The sequence below is a fragment of the Streptomyces sp. NPDC057638 genome (assembly GCF_042800315.1).
Taxonomy (GTDB): Bacteria; Actinomycetota; Actinomycetes; order Streptomycetales; family Streptomycetaceae; genus Streptomyces.
Genome location: NZ_JBHVHF010000077.1, coordinates 1 through 19,973 on the forward strand (window position 1 = coordinate 1; position 19,973 = coordinate 19,973).

The window sequence follows — 19,973 nt, forward strand, 5'->3', positions numbered from 1 at the left end:
GTTGTTTATAAGAGACTGGTGGTGGACCTCACTGTGAGGTCCAGCACCCCCGTACGCGTCTCGGCGGCTCCTCGTCTCCGTACGGCCGGGGGGACGGGGGCGGGGGATCGGGAGGGTGTCCGGAATGATCCATTCCCGTTGCTTTCCGAGGTCGGAGAGGGGGAGTCCGGGCACCGGCTCCGGACCGTGGCCGGACGCCGACGGGCCGAAGCGCTCAACGCCCGTGTGGGGCTCTTGGAGCCCCTGCCCGAATATGGGGAGTCGGCAGGGGCGGGTTGAGGGCGGCACATGCGGACTCAGCTACCGGCAAACCCCCATTCGTGTCGGCGGTGCCGGTAGACTGGTGGACAATCCCGCCTCCTCGCGGAACATGTCGAACGACGCAGCCGCTCCCGCCTGCCCGGAGAACGGCTTGTGCTGTGCCAGAAAGGGCGCTTCGTGGCCGATTCCGGCAACCCCAACGAGAACAACCCGTCCACCCCCGTTGGCGGCAGTGGCGAGGTCACAGCCTCGTACGACGCCAGCGCGATCACCGTCCTCGAAGGGCTGGACGCGGTCCGCAAGCGGCCCGGCATGTACATCGGCTCGACCGGTGAGCGTGGGCTTCATCACCTGGTCCAGGAGGTCGTCGACAACTCGGTCGACGAGGCCATGGCCGGGCACGCGGACCGGATCGACGTGACGATCCTCGCCGACGGCGGCGTCCGGGTCGTGGACAACGGCCGTGGCATCCCGGTCGGCATCGTCCCCTCGGAGAACAAGCCGGCCGTCGAGGTCGTCCTCACCGTTCTCCACGCGGGTGGCAAGTTCGGCGGCGGCGGCTACGCGGTCTCCGGTGGTCTGCACGGCGTCGGCGTCTCCGTCGTCAACGCCCTCTCCACCAAGGTCGCCGTCGAGGTCAGGACGGACGGCTACCGCTGGACGCAGGACTACAAGCTCGGTGTCCCCACCGCTCCCCTCGCGCGTAACGAGGAGACGGAGGAGACCGGCACCTCGGTGACGTTCTGGGCCGACGGCGACATCTTCGAGACCACCGACTACTCCTTCGAGACGCTCTCGCGCCGGTTCCAGGAGATGGCCTTCCTCAACAAGGGCCTCACCCTGACGCTGACCGACGAGCGGGAGTCGGCGCGGGCCACGGCGGGCGCCGACAGCGCCGAGGAGTCCGACCAGGCGCAGGTCCGCACGGTCACGTACCACTACGAGGGCGGCATCGTCGACTTCGTGAAGTACCTGAACTCGCGCAAGGGCGAGATGGTCCACCCCACCGTGATCGACGTCGAGGCCGAGGACCGGGAGCGGATGCTCGCGGTCGAGATCGCGATGCAGTGGAACTCGCAGTTCACCGAGAGTGTGTACTCCTTCGCCAACACCATCCACACCCATGAGGGCGGTACCCACGAGGAGGGCTTCAGGGCCGCGCTCACGGGCCTGGTCAACCGCTACGCGCGGGACAAGAAGCTGCTGCGGGAGAAGGACGACAACCTCTCCGGCGAGGACATCCGCGAGGGTCTGACGGCGATCATCTCCGTCAAGCTGGGCGAGCCGCAGTTCGAGGGCCAGACCAAGACCAAGCTGGGCAACACCGAGGCGAAGACCTTCGTCCAGAAGGTGGTGCACGAGCACCTCACCGACTGGTTCGACCGTAACCCGAACGAGGCCGCGGACATCATCCGCAAGGCGATCCAGGCGCAGACCGCGCGGGTCGCCGCCCGCAAGGCGCGCGACCTCACCCGCCGCAAGGGGCTGCTGGAGTCGGCCTCGCTGCCCGGCAAGCTCAGCGACTGCCAGTCGAACGACCCCACCAAGTGCGAGATCTTCATCGTCGAGGGTGACTCGGCCGGTGGTTCGGCGAAGTCCGGCCGTAACCCGATGTACCAGGCCATCCTGCCGATCCGCGGCAAGATCCTGAACGTGGAGAAGGCCAGGATCGACAAGATCCTGCAGAACACCGAGGTCCAGGCGCTGATCTCGGCCTTCGGCACCGGGGTCCACGAGGACTTCGACATCGAGAAGCTCCGCTATCACAAGATCATCCTGATGGCGGACGCCGATGTCGACGGCCAGCACATCAACACCCTGCTGCTGACCTTCCTCTTCCGCTTCATGCGCCCCCTGGTCGAGGCCGGGCATGTCTTCCTCTCCCGCCCGCCGCTCTACAAGATCAAGTGGGGCCGGGACGACTTCGAGTACGCCTACTCCGACCGTGAGCGCGACGCCCTGGTCGAACTCGGCAAGCGCGCCGGCAAGAGGATCAAGGAGGACTCGATCCAGCGCTTCAAGGGGCTGGGCGAGATGAACGCCGAAGAACTGCGCGTCACCACGATGGACGTCGAGCACCGCGTCCTCGGCCAGGTCACCCTGGACGACGCCGCCCAGGCGGACGACCTGTTCTCCGTGCTGATGGGCGAGGACGTCGAGGCCCGGCGCTCGTTCATCCAGCGCAACGCCAAGGACGTCCGCTTCCTCGACATCTGAGTCGGCCAGAGCTGACCGTACGAAAGGACCGAAGACCGAGCAATGGCCGACGAGACACCCACCCCCGCCACCACCGAAGAAGCGCCCCAGGTCCGCATCGAGCCCGTCGGGCTGGAGACGGAGATGCAGCGCTCCTACCTCGACTACGCGATGTCGGTCATCGTCTCGCGTGCGCTGCCCGACGTCCGGGACGGCCTCAAGCCCGTCCACCGCCGTGTGCTGTACGCGATGTACGACGGTGGCTACCGCCCCGAGAAGGGCTTCTACAAGTGCGCCCGCGTCGTCGGCGACGTCATGGGCACCTACCACCCCCACGGCGACTCCTCCATCTACGACGCCCTGGTCCGGCTGGCGCAGCCCTGGTCCATGCGGATGCCGCTGGTCGACTCCAACGGGAACTTCGGCTCCCCGGGCAACGACCCCGCCGCCGCCATGCGCTACACCGAGTGCAAGCTGGCGCCGCTCTCCATGGAGATGCTGCGGGACATCGACGAGGACACCGTCGACTTCCAGGACAACTACGACGGCCGTAACCAGGAGCCGACCGTCCTCCCGGCCCGCTTCCCGAACCTGCTGGTCAACGGCTCGGCGGGGATCGCGGTCGGCATGGCGACCAATATCCCGCCGCATAACCTGCGCGAGGTCGCGGCCGGTGCCCAGTGGGCGCTGGAGCACCCCGAGGCGACCCACGAGGAACTGCTCGACGCGCTGGTCGAGCGGATCAAGGGCCCCGACTTCCCGACCGGCGCCCTGGTCGTCGGCCGCAAGGGCATCGAGGAGGCGTACCGCACCGGGCGCGGCTCCATCACGATGCGTGCGGTCGTCGAGGTCGAGGAGATCCAGAACCGGCAGTGCCTGGTGGTGACGGAGCTTCCGTACCAGGTCAACCCGGACAACCTCGCTCAGAAGATTGCCGACCTGGTCAAGGACGGCAAGATCGGCGGGATCGCCGACGTACGGGACGAGACCTCCTCGCGGACCGGTCAGCGACTGGTGATCGTGCTCAAGCGCGACGCCGTGGCCAAGGTCGTCCTCAACAACCTCTACAAGCACACCGACCTTCAGACGAACTTCGGCGCGAACATGCTGGCGCTGGTCGACGGGGTGCCGCGGACGCTGTCGCTGGACGCCTTCATCCGCCACTGGGTGCACCACCAGATCGAGGTCATCGTCCGCCGTACGCGCTTCAGGCTGCGCAAGGCGGAGGAGCGGGCCCACATCCTGCGCGGTCTGCTCAAGGCCCTGGACGCCATCGACGAGGTCATCGCCCTCATCCGCCGCAGTGACACGGTGGAGGTCGCCCGGGGCGGCCTGATGAACCTGCTGGCCATCGATGAGATCCAGGCCAACGCCATCCTGGAGATGCAGCTCCGCCGGCTCGCCGCCCTGGAGCGCCAGAAGATCGTCCAGGAGCACGACGAGCTCCAGGCGAAGATCAACGAGTACAACGCGATCCTCGCCTCCCCGGAGAAGCAGCGGGCCATCGTCAGCGAGGAGCTGGCGGTACTGGTGGAGAAGTTCGGCGACGACCGCCGCTCCCAGCTGATCCCCTTCGACGGCGACATGTCCATCGAGGACCTGATCGCCGAGGAGGACATCGTCGTCACCATCACCCGTGGCGGCTATGTGAAGCGGACGAAGACGGACGACTACCGCTCGCAGAAGCGCGGCGGCAAGGGCGTGCGGGGCACCAAGCTCAAGGAAGACGACATCGTCGACCACTTCTTCGTCTCCACCACCCACCACTGGCTGCTCTTCTTCACCAACAAGGGCCGGGTCTACCGCGCCAAGGCCTACGAACTGCCGGACGTGGGCCGCGACGCCCGGGGCCAGCACGTGGCCAACCTGCTGGCCTTCCAGCCGGACGAGCAGATCGCCGAGATCCTCGCCATCCGCGACTACGAGGCCGCGCCGTACCTGGTGCTCGCCACCAAGGGCGGCCTGGTCAAGAAGACCCCGCTCAAGGACTACGACTCGCCCCGCTCCGGCGGTGTCATCGCGATCAACCTGCGGGAGACCGACGATGGCGCCGACGGCACCGCTGACGAGCTGATCGGCGCGGAGCTGGTCTCCGCCGACGATGACCTGCTGCTCATCAGCAAGAAGGCGCAGTCCATCCGCTTCACCGCGACGGACGAGTCCCTGCGTCCGATGGGACGAGCCACGTCCGGCGTCAAGGGGATGAGTTTCCGCGAGGGAGACGAGCTCCTCTCGATGAATGTGGTGCGGCCGGGTACTTTCGTGTTCACCGCCACAGATGGTGGCTATGCGAAGCGAACCGCGGTGGACGAATATCGCGTCCAAGGTCGTGGAGGCCTCGGTATCAAGGCCGCCAAGATCGTGGAGGACCGCGGGTCGCTCGTCGGCGCCCTGGTGGTCGAGGAAACGGATGAGATCCTCGCCATCACCCTCGGCGGCGGTGTGATTCGTACGCGAGTCAATGAAGTCAGGGAGACGGGCCGTGACACCATGGGCGTCCAACTGATCAATTTGGGCAAGCGGGACGCCGTTGTGGGCATCGCCCGCAACGCCGAAGCGGGTCGCGAGGCCGAAGAGGTCGACGGGACCGATGATGTCGTAGGGACCGACGAGGCCGACGGTGTGGCCGAGACGGCGGCCGAGGGCACGGCGCCCTCCGCCGGGGAGCACGAGGAGTAAAGCGTGAGTGGAGCCACGGGCGCCGGTTCGGCAGCGAGCGGAGCCGCTGGAGCCGCCAAGACCGCCAAAGCGAGCGGTGCCCGTGGCCCCGCCACGGACTCCCAGGGGGTTGCGGTGACGGACTCACGGGGGAAGAAGCCCCCGTACGAGAGGTTCGACGACAAGCCCGCCCAGCAGCAGTCAGGGCAGCCCTACCGCCCGCCGCAGGCGTACCAGTCGCCTGACGACGGCCACGGGTCCGACGCGGCCGTCCGCATGGCCCGTACGGGCGCCCGGACGACCCCCCGGACCCGTAAGGCCCGGCTGCGGGTGGCCAAGGCCGACCCGTGGTCGGTGATGAAGGTGAGCTTCCTGCTCTCCATCGCGCTCGGTATCTGCACGGTGATCGCGGCGGCGGTGCTCTGGATGGTCATGGACGCCATGGGCGTCTTCTCGACCGTCGGCGGCACCATCAGCGAGGCCACCGGCTCTACCGACAGCAACGGGTTCGACCTCCAGTCGTTCCTCTCCCTGCCGCGCGTGCTGATCTTCACCTCGGTCATCGCCGTCATCGACGTGGTCCTCGCCACGGCCCTGGCGACACTGGGCGCCTTCATCTACAACCTCTCCGCGGGCTTCGTGGGCGGCGTCGAGCTGACCCTGGCGGAGGACGAGTAATCCCTCCCCGGCGCCCGGGCACCCCACCCCTGGCGCCGGGAAGCCCGCCCCCGGGTGCTCCGGCACCCGGGATTTGGGAGCTGCGCCCCAGGTGCGCTAATCTTCAGAGGTCAGCGCGTGAGCGCGACGGGGCTATAGCTCAGTTGGTTAGAGCGCATCCCTGATAAGGATGAGGCCACAGGTTCAAATCCTGTTAGCCCCACCAGCACAAAGACCCCCAGCCGATTACGGCTGGGGGTCTTTGACATCACCGCTTGACATCAATGGTGAGATGAGCTTGATCAGCCGATCAGCGGATCCTCCAGAAGTTCCGCGAGGAGCGCCACGGCCTCTCGTTCCCCGTCGCCGACCACATGGGTGTAGACGTCCAGGGTCATGCTGATCTGGCTATGGCGAAGGATCACCTGAGCCACCTTCGGATGCACCTTCAGGAAGGCCAGCAGGGTGCCGCAGGTGTGGCGGGCGAGGCGGACGGTGATCCGCCGCACACGGGCGCGGCGGACGAGACGGTCGAAGGTGCGGGAGAAGCCGACCGGGTCGATGGGGCCTCCGTGCTCGGAGGAGAAGACCAGGTCCTGGTCGGGAGCCTGGGACCAGGCGTAACCCGCGATCTTCCGTTCAAGCTCTTGCAGCTCCCGCCGCTCTACGAGGGCGCGGGCGCAGAACTCCGGCAGCGGGAGCGCCGCATGTGAGGAGTCCGTCTTCAGGTCCTTGAGCACCAGGCCGACCTTTTTGACCCGCTGGACCTGCTTGACGGGGGTGAACTGGCGGGCCTCGAAGTCGATGTCCTGCCATCGCAGCCCGAGCAGCTCACCCCGGCGCAGTCCGAGGACGAGCACCAGGACACAGGCCGCGTAGAGGCGGTGGGCACGGGCCGACCGCAGGAACGTGATGGCCTCCTTGGGGTTCCACGCGGTGCCCTTGTCCTTGCTGACCTTGGGCATGTCCACCAGAAGGGCGACGTTCCTGGTGAGGATCTCCTCCTTGATGGCCCGGTTGAGGGCGTTGCGCAGCACCCGCAGTACCTCGAACCGGGTGGCCGCGCCGACCTTCTCCCGCTTCAGCGTCGCCATGACTGTGCGCAGCTGGGCCGCGCTCAGCTTCACCAGGGGCTTCCTGGCCAGGTGAGGCAGGAGGTAGAGCCGGATCTTGGACTCGTACTTCACATAGGTGTTGTGCTCGCGCTCCGGTTTGACGATGTGGTCGAGCCAGTACGCGAGCCACTCGCCGAGCGTCCATGCCCGGGACGGGACCGGCACGCCTTCGCGCTCCTGGGACTGGAGCTTGCCCAGCTTCTCGTTCGCCTCGTCCCAGCTGGCGCCGTAGACGTACCGGCGGACACGCTGACCCTCGGTGTCCGTGACGAACGCGGCGCCCTGATACCTGCCGTCCTTGCGGCGGGTGATGGTGCCGCCGCCGTTGGGGCGTCGCTTGGTCATCAGGCGGCCTCCCCGATGCGGCTGACGATGAAGGCACGCACCGCGTCCGCCGGAATCCGGCGGCAGCCGTCGACCTTGATGGAGACCAGGCGCTGGGTGCGGATCAGGTCGTAGACCTTGGTCCGCCCGACCCTCAGCCATGCCATGACCTCGGGCACGGTCAGCAGCTCGGGGGCAGGGGTACTGGCGTTCCTGCCCTCCGTGGCGAGAGGGGCGAACTGCTCGTTGCGGGGGAGGAGAGCGGCTTCCGGCCGAGCGGGGAAGTCAGGCAGGGGGACGATGGTGACACCGTAATGGCTGCGGCCGTTCATGCCGGTCCCCCGGCCTCATCGCCTTCGGCCAGCAGCTGGGCGATCCACTTGGCCGCCGCTGCCACGGAGCCGAAGCCCTCACGGGCGCGTTCCCAGCGGATGAGTCCGATCCCGTAGGGGCCGTGGGGCGAGGGGAGTGCGACGGCGGCGAACTGTCGGCCGCCGCGCGGGCCGCGCTCCCGGTGGATCTCGCCGACCGCGTCCGTGGCGCGTACCCGGTCGGTGCGGGAGCGGGTGACCAGCCAGGCGCGGGGGTCCTCGTCGTACCAGGGCTCGCCCGGCCAGAGGAAGAGGCCCGCGACCTGGCGCGGCGGCTGGCCGACGCCGGTCGCCCGTGTGGTCGTGCGGTGGAGGGAGCCCTCGCCGCTGAGGAGGTAGGCGGCCTGGCAGGAGAAGCAGATCAGGCGGAGGGTGGTCCGCTGGTAGAGGCCGCCGTGGTCGCACTCCTCGTGACAGCAGGAGTGGGGCCCGGCCGGGCCTCCGTACGCGGAGCGGTAGGCGTCGTCCTCGCGGACGTCGGCCGTCCACGCGGGACGGAGACAGTCCCGCGCGTGCGCCAGTTCCCGGAAGCCGAGGTAGGTCTCCTGGACGGTGAACCTCATACGGCCCTCCGTCCGAAGCCGCCGCTGTCGGTGGTGGCGTGCCGTTCCCCGCGCCGGAGCGTGGCGAAAGCGGCATCGGCCAGCGGGCCGTACGTGCCGTGGTGCATGCTGGGGGTACCTCCTGTTTCTGGATGGGAGGCCGGAGCAGCGGGCTTCGTTGACCCGTCGGCCGCTGCTCCGGGCCATCACTTCGCGCTCGTCCGAGCGCTGATCAGCAGATGGTGCAGGGCGCGTTCAGCGGCGGCGCCATAGGCGTACGCGCTGTCCCCGAGCCCGTCGGCAATGTCGTGGGCGTTCAGCGCCTCGGCGCATCCGTGGTCGACCAGGTCGGCGAAGAAGGCGTACTCGCGAGCGGTGACGGCCGCCCGTTCCCGGGTGGTGAGCCGGTCGCGGAGCAGGGCCAGTTCCTCGATTCCGTCCCATGCGCCGAGGGCCTCCCGGAGGTCGGGGATCCCGGTGAGCGGCGGGACGAACCGGTCGTCGCGGCGGTGGAGTTCTACGTGGGTCGGGCGCGCGCCCTCGTGGATGGCGGCCACGGCCTGGGCGGCGCCGTAGGCGTAGGCGAGCGCGGTGTTCTCGTACAGCTCCGTCGTGGACGACTCCAGTCCCGAGTAGAGGTCGCGGAGCTGGGAGACGGCGTGGTCATGGGGACTGACGTAGTAGCGGCCCGGGACGCCGACCGAGCCTTCGACGGGGAGCAGCCGCATCGGGTCGGTGTGCCAGGAGGCCACCCGGGCCATCTGGCGGGCGGCGGCCAGCTCACGGGCGGCGGCGCCGAGCGAGGCCACGCTCTCGGTGAGGCTGTGGAACCACACGGTGGTGTTGGCCATGGCGTTCCTTCCAGGGGTCCGGTGTGAGGCGTTGGTCAGCGCAGCGGCGGGCGGTCGCCGACCTCGGCGGCGGCCAGGAGGACCGAGCGGAGGTCGTTGCCGACGAGGGCGGTGAGCCGCTGCTCGATCGCCTGCCAGGACTCGGCGTCGATCGCCATGAGCGCGGCGATGGCGGCGGGGGTCTTGCCCTCCTCGATGGCGGTGAGGGCGTCGCGGAGTTCGGCCGAGGCCATCAGGGAGATGGGCGGACGGTGGGCGGGAGCGGGTCGGGGCATGGGAGTTCCCCATTCATGGGAGAGAGGGCGCGCTACCAGTTGCTGACGGTGTCGCGGAAGGTGGTCATGATCTGGTCGATGGAGTCGGCGGCACCGGTCTTGGCGAGGTAGAAGCCGAAGAGCAGGGCGACCGTGGCGGAGACGATCCCGAGCGCCTTGTAACGGATCAGAAGGAAGAGGATGACGCCGGTCACCGCCAGGGCGGAGACGGAGAAGACCACGGTGGAGCCCCTTTCACAGCAGAGGTCGAGAGTCAGCGGGTGCCGTCGCGCCGGGTGCGGGCGACGAGGTTGTAGAGGCGGCGGCCGGTCCGCAGTCGGCGGCCGTGGCCCTGGCAGCGGCGGCAGGTGCGACCGCGCTTCGGCCGCCCGTTGAAGCGGCTCACGGTGACCTGGGCGCCCCAGCCCCGGCAGCGGCGGCAGTGGCCGAACGGCAAGGCCGCGCACAGCGCCGCGTAGCCGAGCGTGAGGAACGCGAGGGCGGGGAGATAGGAGAGCCCGTCAGGCATGGATAACCCCTCTCAGGCCGGGATCCGGGCGGGTACGAGATGGGCCGCTAGACGCTAGTTCGCAGGTCAGAGGCGGTGGGAGTCGCTAGCGGGGGTGCTAGACCTAGCGGGGGTCCCGCTAGGTCTTCAGGAAGGGGGCGGTCTTCCCCTCGCGTTCCGCGACCGCCTTGAGGAGGTCGGCACGCTTGAGGCCGCGCCGGTTGGCACCCTTGCCGCCCTCGGTGGTGCCCCAGACCTGGCCGGTCCGGATGCCGTACGGCTTGACCGCCGCCGTGAGCTGTTCGGAGGTCCAGCCGCCGTAGACCTCGGGCCGGAGCTCTTCGAGCCGGGCGACGACGACCTCGTTCCACACCTTCTGTTTCTCGGCGGGGACGGCGGCGAGGAGGTCCGTCAGCAGGTCGTACGAGGAGGAGGTGTCTGCGGGCTGCTCCCCCAGCGCGAAGCCGGAGAGGGTCCCCGCGGCCTGCCGGAGTTCCCGGGCGCGGGCCGCGATGGCCTCCGCCGTCGGCGCGTCGATGTACGCGGCGGACACGATCTGGGCATCCGCGCCCTCGCCCGCGCGGTAGTGGATGCCCTTGTCCTTCCAGGCGAACATCGTCGCCCGTACTCCTCTCTTATAGGAGGAGGTGCCGAGGATCATGTCGTTCTCCAGCTGGCCCATCACCTTGAGGCAGAAGCGGGCCGAGGCGTTCGCGCTGATCCCCGTGGGCAGCGCCTTCGCGTCCGGTCGCTGGGTCGCGAGCAGCAGCACGATCCCGGTGGCCGGGCCGCGCTTGACGAGGTCAGTGCAGATCTCCTCGAACTCCGCGCTGTGGGTGGGGTGCTCGAACCAGACCTGGCACTCGTCCACCCCGATCACGATGGGGTGGAGGCCGAGCGACGGCCGGTCGGCCAGTTCGGAGGTGACCTTGGACTCCGGGCAGAGATCCCGGGGGAGCGAGCGGATCGCCTTCGCCCGCCGCCGCAGTTCCTGACGCAGCTCGCGGAGGTCCGCGAGGGCGTAGAGGATGTCTTCTTCCTCGTCCCCGGCCCGGTGCCGGTGAGACACCGCGCTCACCGGGTCGAGATCACCGGTCCCCTTGAGGTCGTACGTATGGAGTTCGGCCCTCGGGTCGAGCGCGGCGATCAGCAGGAGCAGCCGGAGCAGGAAGGTCTTGCCCATCCTCGGGACTGCGCCGATGACGGCCGCGATGTACATCAGCGTGATGTGCGCCCACCGGCCGCGCTGGTCGGTCCCGTACGCGACGGGTGCGAAGAGGTCGGTACGGCCCGCCTTCGCGAGCGGCCAGGTGGGCTTGCTCGCCGTGGACATGTCCTGGTCGCCGACCCACAGCACCAGGCGGCCGGTGTGTTCCACCGGGACGGACTCGGGCCAGACGCACCCCAGCGGGCGGCGGAGCCCGGAGGCGAGTTTGTCGCGGCGCTCGATGACGTCGGTGACGGTGACCCCGTACGGGAGGTCCCCCTCCGCGCGCCAGCCGGGGCCGTCGCGGGTGATGGGGGCGGTGAAGCTGAAGCCCGCGCCGCCCTTGGACTGGGCCTGGTTGATGGCGGGGATCCCCAGAGAACCGAGGGCGCGGAGGACGATATCGCTGGTCAGTCTGGTCGCCCTGGGGATCTCCACAGCTCTGTGGATGACGGGGGCGTCCGCTGGCTGGCCGTGCCAGCCGAGCGTGAGGGTGACGACGGCCCCCAGGAGGACCAGGAGTCCGGGCGGGGCGAGGGCGGAGAGGGCCAGTGCCGCCGTCATACCGAGGACCGAGGCCGTGACGGCGACCATGGCCCGCCAGCGGACCCGGCGGTCGCGCTGGCGCGACAACATCAGGTAGTCGCCGACGTCGGCCCGGTCGGCCGCGTCGAGCCGGAGGGGGACTCCTTCGGCGTCGGTGACCCAGCGGGCCGACTCCTGGACGAGTCGTACGGCGCCGAGTGGAGCCTGGAGCGTGAGCCGGAGCGCGTACCAAGGGGTGCGGATCGAGTGGTACGCCGTGATGTGCCACACGTAGGCGGCGACGCCCTTGCCCGCCGCCGTGAACTCGTGACGGGAACGGGCCCAGCCGGGAACGACGGGACGCCGCTTGGCTCCTCTGATCTTCTCCATGCGGCCGGGCCCCGGAGGGCCGTCCGCGCGGTCGACCATGACGACGACGCCCGGTTCGGTCGGGGCGTTCGCGCCCGAGTCGACATCCTCGGACCTCTCGATGAGCGCCGGGGCTTCGGACAGCAGACTCACTGAGATCTCCTCGCGGAGTCAGTGGAGGGCTCGCTCTCCCCGTCGGCCGAGTCGGACCGGCCGGAATCCATACGGACACCGCGCTCACGCTCCAGACGGACGAACACGTCGTGGACGTAGCTGGCCGCGCGGGTGGCCCGTTCAGCGGTGGCGCGCACGGTGAGTCCCTCAGCCCAACCGGCCTCGATCACGGCTCGGGCCTCCTCGGTGCTGAGCCGCTTCGACTCCACGGTGTCCGGGGAACAGGACGAGGGCTGTTCGGGTGAACGGCCTTCTCCGTCCACCGAGTGACCTGGCATCACACCGTCGAACAGCGCGTGGCGCCGGGCCAGGCGCCGGATCTCCCCGGTGGCCTGCCGCATCTGCTCCCGCGTCTGCGCGGCGAGCGCCGAGGCGACCGGGTCCCTGGACACCTCGTCCCACGGCGACGGCAGGGCGATGGTGGCCAGTCCCACCGCGTGCCGCCGGGCGGCGAGTTGTTCCATCAGTCTGCGCCGCTGCCGCTGGTCGTCACCGACCGAGGCGCGGCCCACGGCGGCGGAGAGCCGCCGGGCGAGGCGGCGGCCCCGCCGTCCCGCCCGCTGCTCGGGGGTCTTCTCGGCGAGCCGGGCGGCTAGGTCAACCGCCCGTGCCATCGCACGGTCGCGGGTGATCTGGGCCGCGTCCCGGTCGCGCTCGGCGAGACCGAGGAGGGAGAGCAGCCGCTCGCGGAACTCACGGCCGAGGACCGCGACGAGCCCTGCGGACCCGGCGCCCGGCCGATGGTGCCGTAGCTCGATCCCCATCGCCAGATGCCAGAGCAGCGCGGCCATGACCGGGCCGACGAAGGCCCGTACCGTGTCGCCGACCAGCCCTGATTCCGCGTACGCGGGGATGATCTGCACTCCGGTGATCACCCAGACCAGGACGCCGGGCGCTCCAGGCGTCCCGTTCGGGCCGTTGAGGTTCTGGCGCGCGAGCAGTGAGTTGGCGACCAGCGCCAGTTCGGCGGCGGCGAACATCGCGATCCGCTCCACCGTGCTGCCCATATCGAGATGGCTCTCGGCGAACCGCCACGACGTGTCCGCGCTGTACGCGGTGCACGCCACCGCCGCCGTCGCGGCGACCCAGACCGCCGGGGTCGCCGTGCGCCGAAGGCGCCGTACGACACGGACCGCCCACCACACCACCCCCACGGCGAGGAGCAGAGCGCCGACGATCAGGAGGTTCTCCCTCCCGGAGAGGTCCGGCATCTACGCCGCCTCCCCCACGCCGCCTGCCCTCAGCTCTCCTCCTATGGCCCGCTTCCGCAGGTCGGCGATGCAGAGGAGGTGGGCCGCGTACAGCGCGTCCAGCCAGTCGACCGGGCCGTGGCGGCCCGCTTCGAGCAGGTCGGCGAGGACATCGTGGGCGGCCTGTTCCCGTACGGCCCGCTGCTCCTCGCTCTCACCGGGTTCGCCGAGGAAGAGGGCGCGGAAGTCGTCGGGTGCCTCGCCGCACCGCTGTGGACCAGCAGGGTCGTCAGCCTGCTGGGGGCCGAAGTACGTACTCATGGAACTCCCGGGCTCTGGATGGGATGAACGAGCCAGGGCAGCGGGCTGATGTGACCCGTCGGCCGCCGCCGCTGGCCACGAAGCAGGGCTCAGACGCGGAAGCGCCGGGGCCCGATCAGGTGGAGCACACCGGCGTAGGCGCCGTGGACCGTCATATAGCCGCCGACGGCCGCCGTGACCGTCAGCGGTCCGCTTCCGTCGAGAAGGAAGACCGCGTGGGCGGCGGCACCCGAAGCACCCAGGCCGACGGCCGCTACGAGCAGCGCCGCGATGCGGTGGCCCGTCGTCATCGGCCGGGCCCGGCGGCCCACGATCTCCAGGTCATACGGGGAGGAGAAACGGGTCATACCGCCGCACATCCGTATCCCGACGAGCCCGTCGTCCGCGCGGCCCGTGACGATCCCGAGCACTCCGTCAGCGCGCTCCCGGACCACGTCTCCGATCGCCAGGCGCATCACAGTCAGTCCCCCTTGGTCAGTCGCGGTGGGACCGTCCGTACGCCGAGGCGGAGGACCGGTCCAGGGAGACCACTCAACGAGTGGCCATGACCTGCGACGCCGTCGACATCGGGCCGACGCCATCGCAGATCAAAAGCACTCGTCTCAGGCACGCTGTGCAGTTCTCAAGGCACGGGCGCTTCCGTCCCACCCCAGAGGGCTTCCCGACGGAACGCAACACTCCTCAAGAGGTCCTGTCCTCAGGTCCTCTTTAGGAGTTGCCGAGGACTATGACGCAAGATCCGTCCACTCGTCAAGACCTCTTTAGGAGTCGTATGCTGAGCCCGTCAGTCAAGCGGAACGGGTGAGCACCAGTGGCCAAGGCGTATGAGCGGATCGCGGACGAGCTGCGGGACTCGATCCGCGCAGGTCAGCTAGCGCCTGGCGATCGACTCCCGGCCGAGTCGGAGCTATCGGAACGGTTCGGCAGAAGCCATGTGACGATCCGTGAGGCGTTGCGCGTTCTCCAGACCGAAGGGCTGATCGAGAAGCAGCACGGCCGTGGCTCCTTCGTACGGCAGCCGAGGACCAAGGTCCGCCGCACCAACGAGCGCCACCAGTGGGAGAAGGACCGCGCCCGTATCTCCGAGGAGCAGCGCAGCGAGACCGGCGCCGCCGAACACGACACCGGTCTGACGGTGAACGACCTCGTCTTCCGCGCCTCGTACCGGGACGGCGCAGCGTCCCCGGAGATCGCGAAGGCCATGGGCATCCCCGAGGGGACGCCGCTGCTGGAACGCGTCTACCGCACCCGCTACAGCGCCGAGCGGGCGCCACTCGGGCTGATCACCTCGCACCTGGTGCGCGAGCGCATCGAGGCCAACCCCGATCTTCTCGACGAGACCAAGGAGCCCTGGCCCGGCGGCACCTGGAACCAGCTCCTCACCGTCGGCATCGAGATCGACCGCATCGAGGAGCTGGTGACCGCGCGTCCGCCGACGGCCGAGGAGGCCGAGGAACTCGACCTCCCGCCCGGCACATCGGTGCTGCAACTCCGCAAGACCTCGTACGACACGGAGGGCAACGTCGCGGAGATGTCCGACGTGATCCTCCCGGGGGACCGCACGGAACTGCTCTTCACCACTCACTTGGAAAGGTGGTGAGCCGTGACCCGGCGCATCATCATCGTCACGGCCGTGCACTCCCCGTCAGCCCACCATCTGCCAGCCGCGTACGCGTCGCTGTGCGCCCAGGAGCTCCCCGACGGATGGGAGTGGCACTGGCTGATCCAGGAGGACGGCCAGACGGACGGGGTCACTCCGTATGTCCCCGACGACAAGCGGATCACCTTCCGCCAGGGGCGCCGTGGCGGTCCCGGCGTGGCACGGACCATGGCGCTCGCCCACGCCGACGGCGCGTACGTGAAGATCCTCGACGCCGATGACCAGCTCCCCCCGGGCGCCCTGGCGCGGGACCTCGCGGCACTGGAGAACGACCCGACGATCGGCTGGGCGACCTCCCGGGTGCTGGACCTCCTGCCCGACGGCTCGACTGTCGGCTTCCCCGGCGACCCCGAGCCCGGTCCCATCGAGCGCGACGCCGTCCTCGACTACTGGAAGGCCCACGACTACCGCGCCCAGGTCCACCCGGCGACCCTCTTCGTCCGGCGCGATCTGCTGCTGGCGCTGGGCGGCTGGATGGCGCTCCCGGCCTCGGAGGACACCGGCCTGCTGCTGGCCCTGAACGCCACCTCGCGCGGCTGGTTCTCCCCCGAGGTCGGCCTCATCTACCGCAAGTGGGAGGGCCAGGCGACCGGCCAGGCCGCCCACACGGACACCGCCGAGCGCGACGCCCGGATGGCCGTGGTCGAGGCACGGGCCAGGGCGCTGGGCTCCTTCCAGTGGGGCTACCCGGTCAGCTCTGAGTGACCGGCACCTCGTAGACGATCGTGCTCCGGGCAGCGGGCACCACGATGTCCGCCGTCTCGACCGGCCGCCCGTCGTCGCTGTAGTACGTCCGCTGAATGCGCGTCACCAGAGCGCCGCGCTGAACGCCGAGGAGGGTTGCCTCCTCGGCGTTCGCCTGTCCGGGCTCCGGCACCTCCACGGCCCGGACCACGGCGACCCCGATCTCCGCCATGCGCGCGACTACACCCCGTCCGCTGAAGGGCCCGCCTTCAGGGAGGACGATCAGCGTCCCCGCAGTGAGGTCGTACGGTTCCCAACTCGTCGCCAACTGGACCGGCTGACCGTCCGCCAGGAACTCATACGCGGTGCGGACGCAGAGATCGCCCTCGGCGAGACCGAGGCGGACGGCGATGTCGGCGGGTGCCGGGACCTTGGCCTCGGACCGGCTCTCCCAGCCCACAAGATCGGCGGTCCCGTCGACGTACGGGACCGGCGCGGCGCGGTCTCGCGCGCGGAGGAACCGCACGCGCTCCTGGCGTTCGGTGACGTACGTACCCGATCCGGCGCGGCCTTCGAGGACGCCCTGGGCGATCAACAACTCCTGGGCACGGCGGACCACGTTCTCGCCGACGTCGAACTCCTCCGCGAGCTGAGCCCGGGACGGCAACCGGTCGCCGGGCGCCCACTCCTGGTCCAACACGCGCTGTCGCAGCAGGTCAGCGACGCGGAGGTAGGGCGGGTTCTCACGCATGTGGAAAATCTAGTCCACTAGCTCTAATCTAGTTAACTAGCCTTACTCGCAGTGATAATCGGCGATGGAGGGAGGGGTGTGCCATCACCCAGGGCGCGCGCTGACAACCTGGCCGAACGCCTCACCGCCGCCGGATACGAGCCTCACGTCGTGGAAGAGCGCGATTGCGTCAAGACCGAGGTGCATGTCCAGGACCAGGTATCCGCCGACGCGACGGCGTGGCACCAGCTCTTAGCCCTGCTGGAGACGGCCGACGCGTACGGCCTCGACAGCGGCGGCCAGGGGCGGATCGCCTACGCCCGGTTCACGGCCACTCCGCCGTGACGGCGCCAGCTGCGAGCCCACCGCCCGGACCATCACGCCAGAAAGTGGTGATCACGATCGCTTCCCACCGCTACGCGTCCATCGCCGACGATCTCCGCCGCCAGATCGCCATGGATCTGTACAAGGCCGGGGACCAACTCCCGGCCGAGACGGAGCTGATGTCCGTCTATGGCTCCAGCCGCCCCACCGTCCGTGAGGCCCTGGCGGTGCTGGAGAACGAGGGCCTGGTCGTACGACTGCAAGGCCGGGGCAGCTTCGTACGCCAGAACACACAGATGATCTACGCTGCCAATGCCCTCGCGGCCACCGCCCACGGGTGGACCACGGGCGACGTCAAGGTCAGCGTGCACCGCAAGACCGTGAAGGCCGACGACCGGCTCGCCGCCCTCCTCCGCGTCGCCCCGGGAACCTCCCTCAGCGAACATGTCTACCTGCCCCAAGACGCCGCGCTTCCCTGCGGTCTGGCCCGGGTGTACGTACCCCATGCCATAGCCGACATCGACACCCTCGTCGGCAGTGCGCTGCCACTGGGGGACGACGTCCGCCAGCGGCTCGCGGAGCTGGGAGTCACCGTCACCAAAGTCGTCTCACGGGCCTCCGCACGACTCCCCAACGACGAGGAGGCACGGACGCTCCGCGTCGGCACGGGCACCGCCGTCCTGGACGTCGAGCGGATGTCGATGGACGCCTCGGGCCGTGTGGTGGAGGCGGCACTTCTGGTTCTCCCAGGGCACAGTTCGTGGGCGGTTTTCACCGCGCGTTCCGCACATCGCGAACGGGAGGTGGCGGGCTGACAAACGAAGCCCCGCGCGACGGTCCGATTCCCTAAAGGGACCGCTCCGGCGATCCACGCTGCGCCCATTCCCGTGAGCGGAAGAGAAAGCGCCGCGTGGAATTGCCATGCCCTAAAGAGAACCGTTCCAAAGAAACCTCCGGCCGCATATAAAGCACCCCTCAAGTAACACATAAAGCGGCCATCGACGGTACGCCAGAGGATCACGATTCAAGCGCATGAAAGTCACGTCCCGATGGGCACCCCTCAGGAGAATTACGGGGCCGCCAAATTCCGCTCGATCGGCGCCAGCCGCTCCCGTACCCGGGGGATGTCCAGCGCCGTCCTGGTTACCTCGGCGACGGTGGCGGCGGCCTGCTCGCGCTCCCCCTGGGCCAGTTGCAAGCTCGCCAGCCGGGACAGGTAGTACGCCCGGTTCCGGCGCATCGACGGTGGCAGAAGCTCCAGCGTCTGGACGACGGCCCGCTCGGCCCGGTCGTGCCGACCCAGCGCCTCATGGGCGATGGCGCCGAGCCCCGAGACCTCGGCCTCGGTGAGGAAGGTGAGCCAGGACGCGGACGGACTGCCGGTGACACGGTCGTACGCCTGCTCGGCGGTCAGTAGGGAGCGGGCCATCGCGGCCTGGTCGGCAACCCGTGCGTGGCTGATGGCCAGGCGGGCGTGCAGCAGGGTCGCGATCCGCGGATCCTGCCCGGCCCGCCGGTTGCTCAGCGCGGCCCGGCTCATGGTGAGAGCCTCGCGGTGGCGTCCCCGGAAGCGCGCGTGGATGGACAGGTTTGACCAGGCCACAGCGGTGGCCGTCGGGTCTGCGGCCAGCAGCGCGCTCTGGAGACAGCCGGAGTAGAGCTGCCCGGCCTGCCCCGCGTCACCGCTGTCGTGGGCGCTCCAGCCCGCCGTCGAGTAGAGGTCGCTGATCGCGCGGTGGAGCTCCTTCTCGACCCGTTCGCCGTAGGTGCAGGAGTCCAGGACGGTGTGGAGCCGGTCGATGTAGGCGGTCGCGACCTCGATCAGCGGGGCGCCCCCGATGGAGAGGAAGTGCGCGTCGAGACGGCCGATGCGCTCGCGGACGCGGGCGATGTCGCTCATGGACACCCGCCCCCGTTGCGGCGTCTCCTCGATCCCCAGGGCGGTCACGACCGTGGTGGTCGTGGATGCGGTGATGAACTGGCGGCGTAACACGCGTTCCTCCTCCCGCACGGGTGAAGGTGGCGGAGGGGTGGGCATCCTGCTGCTCTTGCCCCTCGGTACGAACCCCATCTCCCGCGCCGTCCGGCCGAAAATCCGTTCCAGGGCCACAAGGTAGCGCTCCCAGGGCCAGCCGACCTCTCCTTGGAGCCAGCGCCTTACATGGCGGGCGGCGCAGTTCTGCGGGTGCCGCTCTCCGTAAATCTCGGCGATGGCCCGGTTGATCTCGTCGGCCAATCCCTGCTGGGTGAAGCCGTATTCGTCCATCAGCGCGGCGAGCTGCCGGTTGGGTACCGCAACCATCGGAGACTCCCTGGGTGCGAGACGGAATGACGACTTTAGCCCCGACGGGACCCCGCTGAAGGCAAAACTGTCCCCTTCCTCATCGAGAGATTCCCCTTTTCTGGCCTTACCGCACCCTCCCGAAACCGGGTTTTCTGGTGACGCCGAAGGGAGCTACGCGAAGCCCCCTCCTCGCCCCTCGGCATTCCCCCCTTGGAACGGCACCGCCGACGCGCGCTCCCGTTCCGCCCGGACTGACGGAGACACTGATGTCACCCAGAACGGCTGTCACGATGCCCGCCACGGACCCCGTGGCCCTCCCGCCCCCCACCGCCTTCGCGGTGACCTACGCCCGTACCACCCGACCCGGCGCGCCCCTCTCCGAGGAGGACGCGCGACGGCCCGGCGAGGCACGACGCCAGATCGCGGCCTGGCTCCCGGGCCGTGGGCTGGCCCCGCTGGTCGACGACGCCCGGCAGATCCTCAGCGAGCTCGTGACGAACGCGTTCGCCCACGGCTCGGGCCCGGTCGCGGTCCGCGGACTGGTCTTGGACTCCGGTGCGCTGGAGCTACGGGTGTACAGCGATGGGCTGGTGGGCGAACTGTGCCCGCGCCGGGCCCGCGAGGACGCCCAGAACGGACGAGGGCTCTGGCTCGTGACAGCGCTCACGGACGCGTGGGGCGTGGCGGCGGACGGCCGGTATGTGTGGTGCAGGCTCGGCGGGGACGCACCGTGACCTGCTCCAGGTACCTACCGCCCGCAGGGCACCC

General features: G+C 69.5%; 21 protein-coding genes and 1 tRNA gene. 9 read left to right on the forward strand and 13 right to left on the reverse strand.

The genetic code is table 11. The annotated features are described in order from the left end of the window. Positions 1-414 precede the first annotated feature (414 nt). From gyrB to ACFVIM_RS13735, 4 genes are all read left to right on the forward strand, one after another. Positions 415-2,478 carry a DNA topoisomerase (ATP-hydrolyzing) subunit B gene (gyrB, locus tag ACFVIM_RS13720; protein ID WP_384300897.1) on the forward strand — a complete coding sequence of 688 codons (2,064 nt, stop codon included), beginning with the start codon at positions 415-417 and terminating at the stop codon, positions 2,476-2,478. A 42-nt stretch (positions 2,479-2,520) separates the two neighbouring features. Further along, positions 2,521-5,136, forward strand: a complete 2,616-nt coding sequence (gyrA, locus tag ACFVIM_RS13725) for a DNA gyrase subunit A (RefSeq protein WP_384300898.1) — start codon at positions 2,521-2,523, stop codon at positions 5,134-5,136. A 3-nt stretch (positions 5,137-5,139) separates the two neighbouring features. Then, entirely contained in the window at positions 5,140-5,793 is a 654-nt protein-coding gene (locus tag ACFVIM_RS13730) for a DUF3566 domain-containing protein (RefSeq protein WP_384300899.1), read from the forward strand. Between the two features lie 128 nt (positions 5,794-5,921). After that, positions 5,922-5,998, forward strand: a tRNA-Ile gene (locus ACFVIM_RS13735). A 76-nt stretch (positions 5,999-6,074) separates the two neighbouring features. Here the strand turns inward: ACFVIM_RS13735 and ACFVIM_RS13740 are convergent. From ACFVIM_RS13740 to ACFVIM_RS13790, 11 genes are all read right to left on the reverse strand, one after another. After that, the gene (locus ACFVIM_RS13740; protein WP_384300900.1) at positions 6,075-7,232 is read right to left on the reverse strand and encodes a tyrosine-type recombinase/integrase; all 1,158 of its coding nucleotides are present in this window, start codon (positions 7,230-7,232) and stop codon (positions 6,075-6,077) included. After that, positions 7,232-7,399, reverse strand: coding sequence for a helix-turn-helix domain-containing protein (locus tag ACFVIM_RS13745; protein WP_384300923.1), 168 nt, complete (start codon positions 7,397-7,399; stop codon positions 7,232-7,234). Before ACFVIM_RS13745 ends, ACFVIM_RS13740 begins: the two co-directional genes overlap by 1 nt. A 140-nt stretch (positions 7,400-7,539) precedes the next feature. After that, a complete protein-coding gene (locus ACFVIM_RS13750; RefSeq protein WP_384300901.1) occupies positions 7,540-8,145 on the reverse strand; it encodes a hypothetical protein in 606 nt (201 codons plus the stop codon). A 185-nt stretch (positions 8,146-8,330) separates the two neighbouring features. Then, positions 8,331-8,975, reverse strand: coding sequence for a hypothetical protein (locus tag ACFVIM_RS13755; protein WP_384300902.1), 645 nt, complete (start codon positions 8,973-8,975; stop codon positions 8,331-8,333). 35 nt (positions 8,976-9,010) lie between these two features. Next, complete coding sequence (locus tag ACFVIM_RS13760) at positions 9,011-9,250, reverse strand: hypothetical protein (protein WP_384300903.1); 240 nt, start codon at positions 9,248-9,250, stop codon at positions 9,011-9,013. 32 nt (positions 9,251-9,282) lie between these two features. Next, positions 9,283-9,471 carry a hypothetical protein gene (locus ACFVIM_RS13765; protein ID WP_384300904.1) on the reverse strand — a complete coding sequence of 63 codons (189 nt, stop codon included), beginning with the start codon at positions 9,469-9,471 and terminating at the stop codon, positions 9,283-9,285. Between the two features lie 32 nt (positions 9,472-9,503). Next, positions 9,504-9,758 (reverse strand): hypothetical protein, encoded by a 255-nt coding sequence (locus tag ACFVIM_RS13770; RefSeq protein WP_384300905.1) that lies wholly within the window; start codon positions 9,756-9,758, stop codon positions 9,504-9,506. A 118-nt stretch (positions 9,759-9,876) separates the two neighbouring features. Beyond that, positions 9,877-11,985 (reverse strand): cell division protein FtsK, encoded by a 2,109-nt coding sequence (locus ACFVIM_RS13775; protein ID WP_384300924.1) that lies wholly within the window; start codon positions 11,983-11,985, stop codon positions 9,877-9,879. 2 nt (positions 11,986-11,987) lie between these two features. Continuing rightward, positions 11,988-13,223, reverse strand: coding sequence for a hypothetical protein (locus ACFVIM_RS13780; RefSeq protein WP_384300906.1), 1,236 nt, complete (start codon positions 13,221-13,223; stop codon positions 11,988-11,990). Then, entirely contained in the window at positions 13,224-13,523 is a 300-nt protein-coding gene (locus ACFVIM_RS13785; protein WP_384300907.1) for a hypothetical protein, read from the reverse strand. A gap of 89 nt (positions 13,524-13,612) precedes the next feature. Then, positions 13,613-13,978, reverse strand: coding sequence for a hypothetical protein (locus ACFVIM_RS13790; protein ID WP_384300908.1), 366 nt, complete (start codon positions 13,976-13,978; stop codon positions 13,613-13,615). 356 nt (positions 13,979-14,334) lie between these two features. On the opposite strand from ACFVIM_RS13790, the gene ACFVIM_RS13795 reads away from it, so the two are divergent. Both ACFVIM_RS13795 and ACFVIM_RS13800 read left to right on the forward strand, forming a co-directional pair. Then, entirely contained in the window at positions 14,335-15,123 is a 789-nt protein-coding gene (locus tag ACFVIM_RS13795; RefSeq protein WP_384300909.1) for a GntR family transcriptional regulator, read from the forward strand. A gap of 3 nt (positions 15,124-15,126) precedes the next feature. After that, positions 15,127-15,888, forward strand: a complete 762-nt coding sequence (locus tag ACFVIM_RS13800) for a glycosyltransferase family 2 protein (protein ID WP_384300910.1) — start codon at positions 15,127-15,129, stop codon at positions 15,886-15,888. Here ACFVIM_RS13800 and ACFVIM_RS13805 read toward each other — a convergent pair. Next, entirely contained in the window at positions 15,875-16,618 is a 744-nt protein-coding gene (locus ACFVIM_RS13805) for a GntR family transcriptional regulator (protein ID WP_384300911.1), read from the reverse strand. The two genes, ACFVIM_RS13800 and ACFVIM_RS13805, sit on opposite strands and share 14 nt — an antisense overlap. A gap of 78 nt (positions 16,619-16,696) precedes the next feature. Between ACFVIM_RS13805 and ACFVIM_RS13810 the strand changes: the two genes are divergently transcribed. Both ACFVIM_RS13810 and ACFVIM_RS13815 read left to right on the forward strand, forming a co-directional pair. After that, entirely contained in the window at positions 16,697-16,942 is a 246-nt protein-coding gene (locus tag ACFVIM_RS13810; protein ID WP_384300912.1) for a hypothetical protein, read from the forward strand. 47 nt (positions 16,943-16,989) lie between these two features. Then, on the forward strand, positions 16,990-17,736 hold the full coding sequence (locus ACFVIM_RS13815) for a GntR family transcriptional regulator (protein WP_384300913.1): 747 nt from the start codon (positions 16,990-16,992) through the stop codon (positions 17,734-17,736). 254 nt (positions 17,737-17,990) lie between these two features. Here the strand turns inward: ACFVIM_RS13815 and ACFVIM_RS13820 are convergent, their stop codons facing one another. Beyond that, positions 17,991-19,223, reverse strand: coding sequence for a hypothetical protein (locus ACFVIM_RS13820; protein ID WP_384300914.1), 1,233 nt, complete (start codon positions 19,221-19,223; stop codon positions 17,991-17,993). 248 nt (positions 19,224-19,471) lie between these two features. On the opposite strand from ACFVIM_RS13820, the gene ACFVIM_RS13825 reads away from it, so the two are divergent. Further along, a complete protein-coding gene (locus ACFVIM_RS13825) occupies positions 19,472-19,939 on the forward strand; it encodes an ATP-binding protein (protein WP_384300915.1) in 468 nt (155 codons plus the stop codon). Positions 19,940-19,973: the final 34 nt, after the last annotated feature.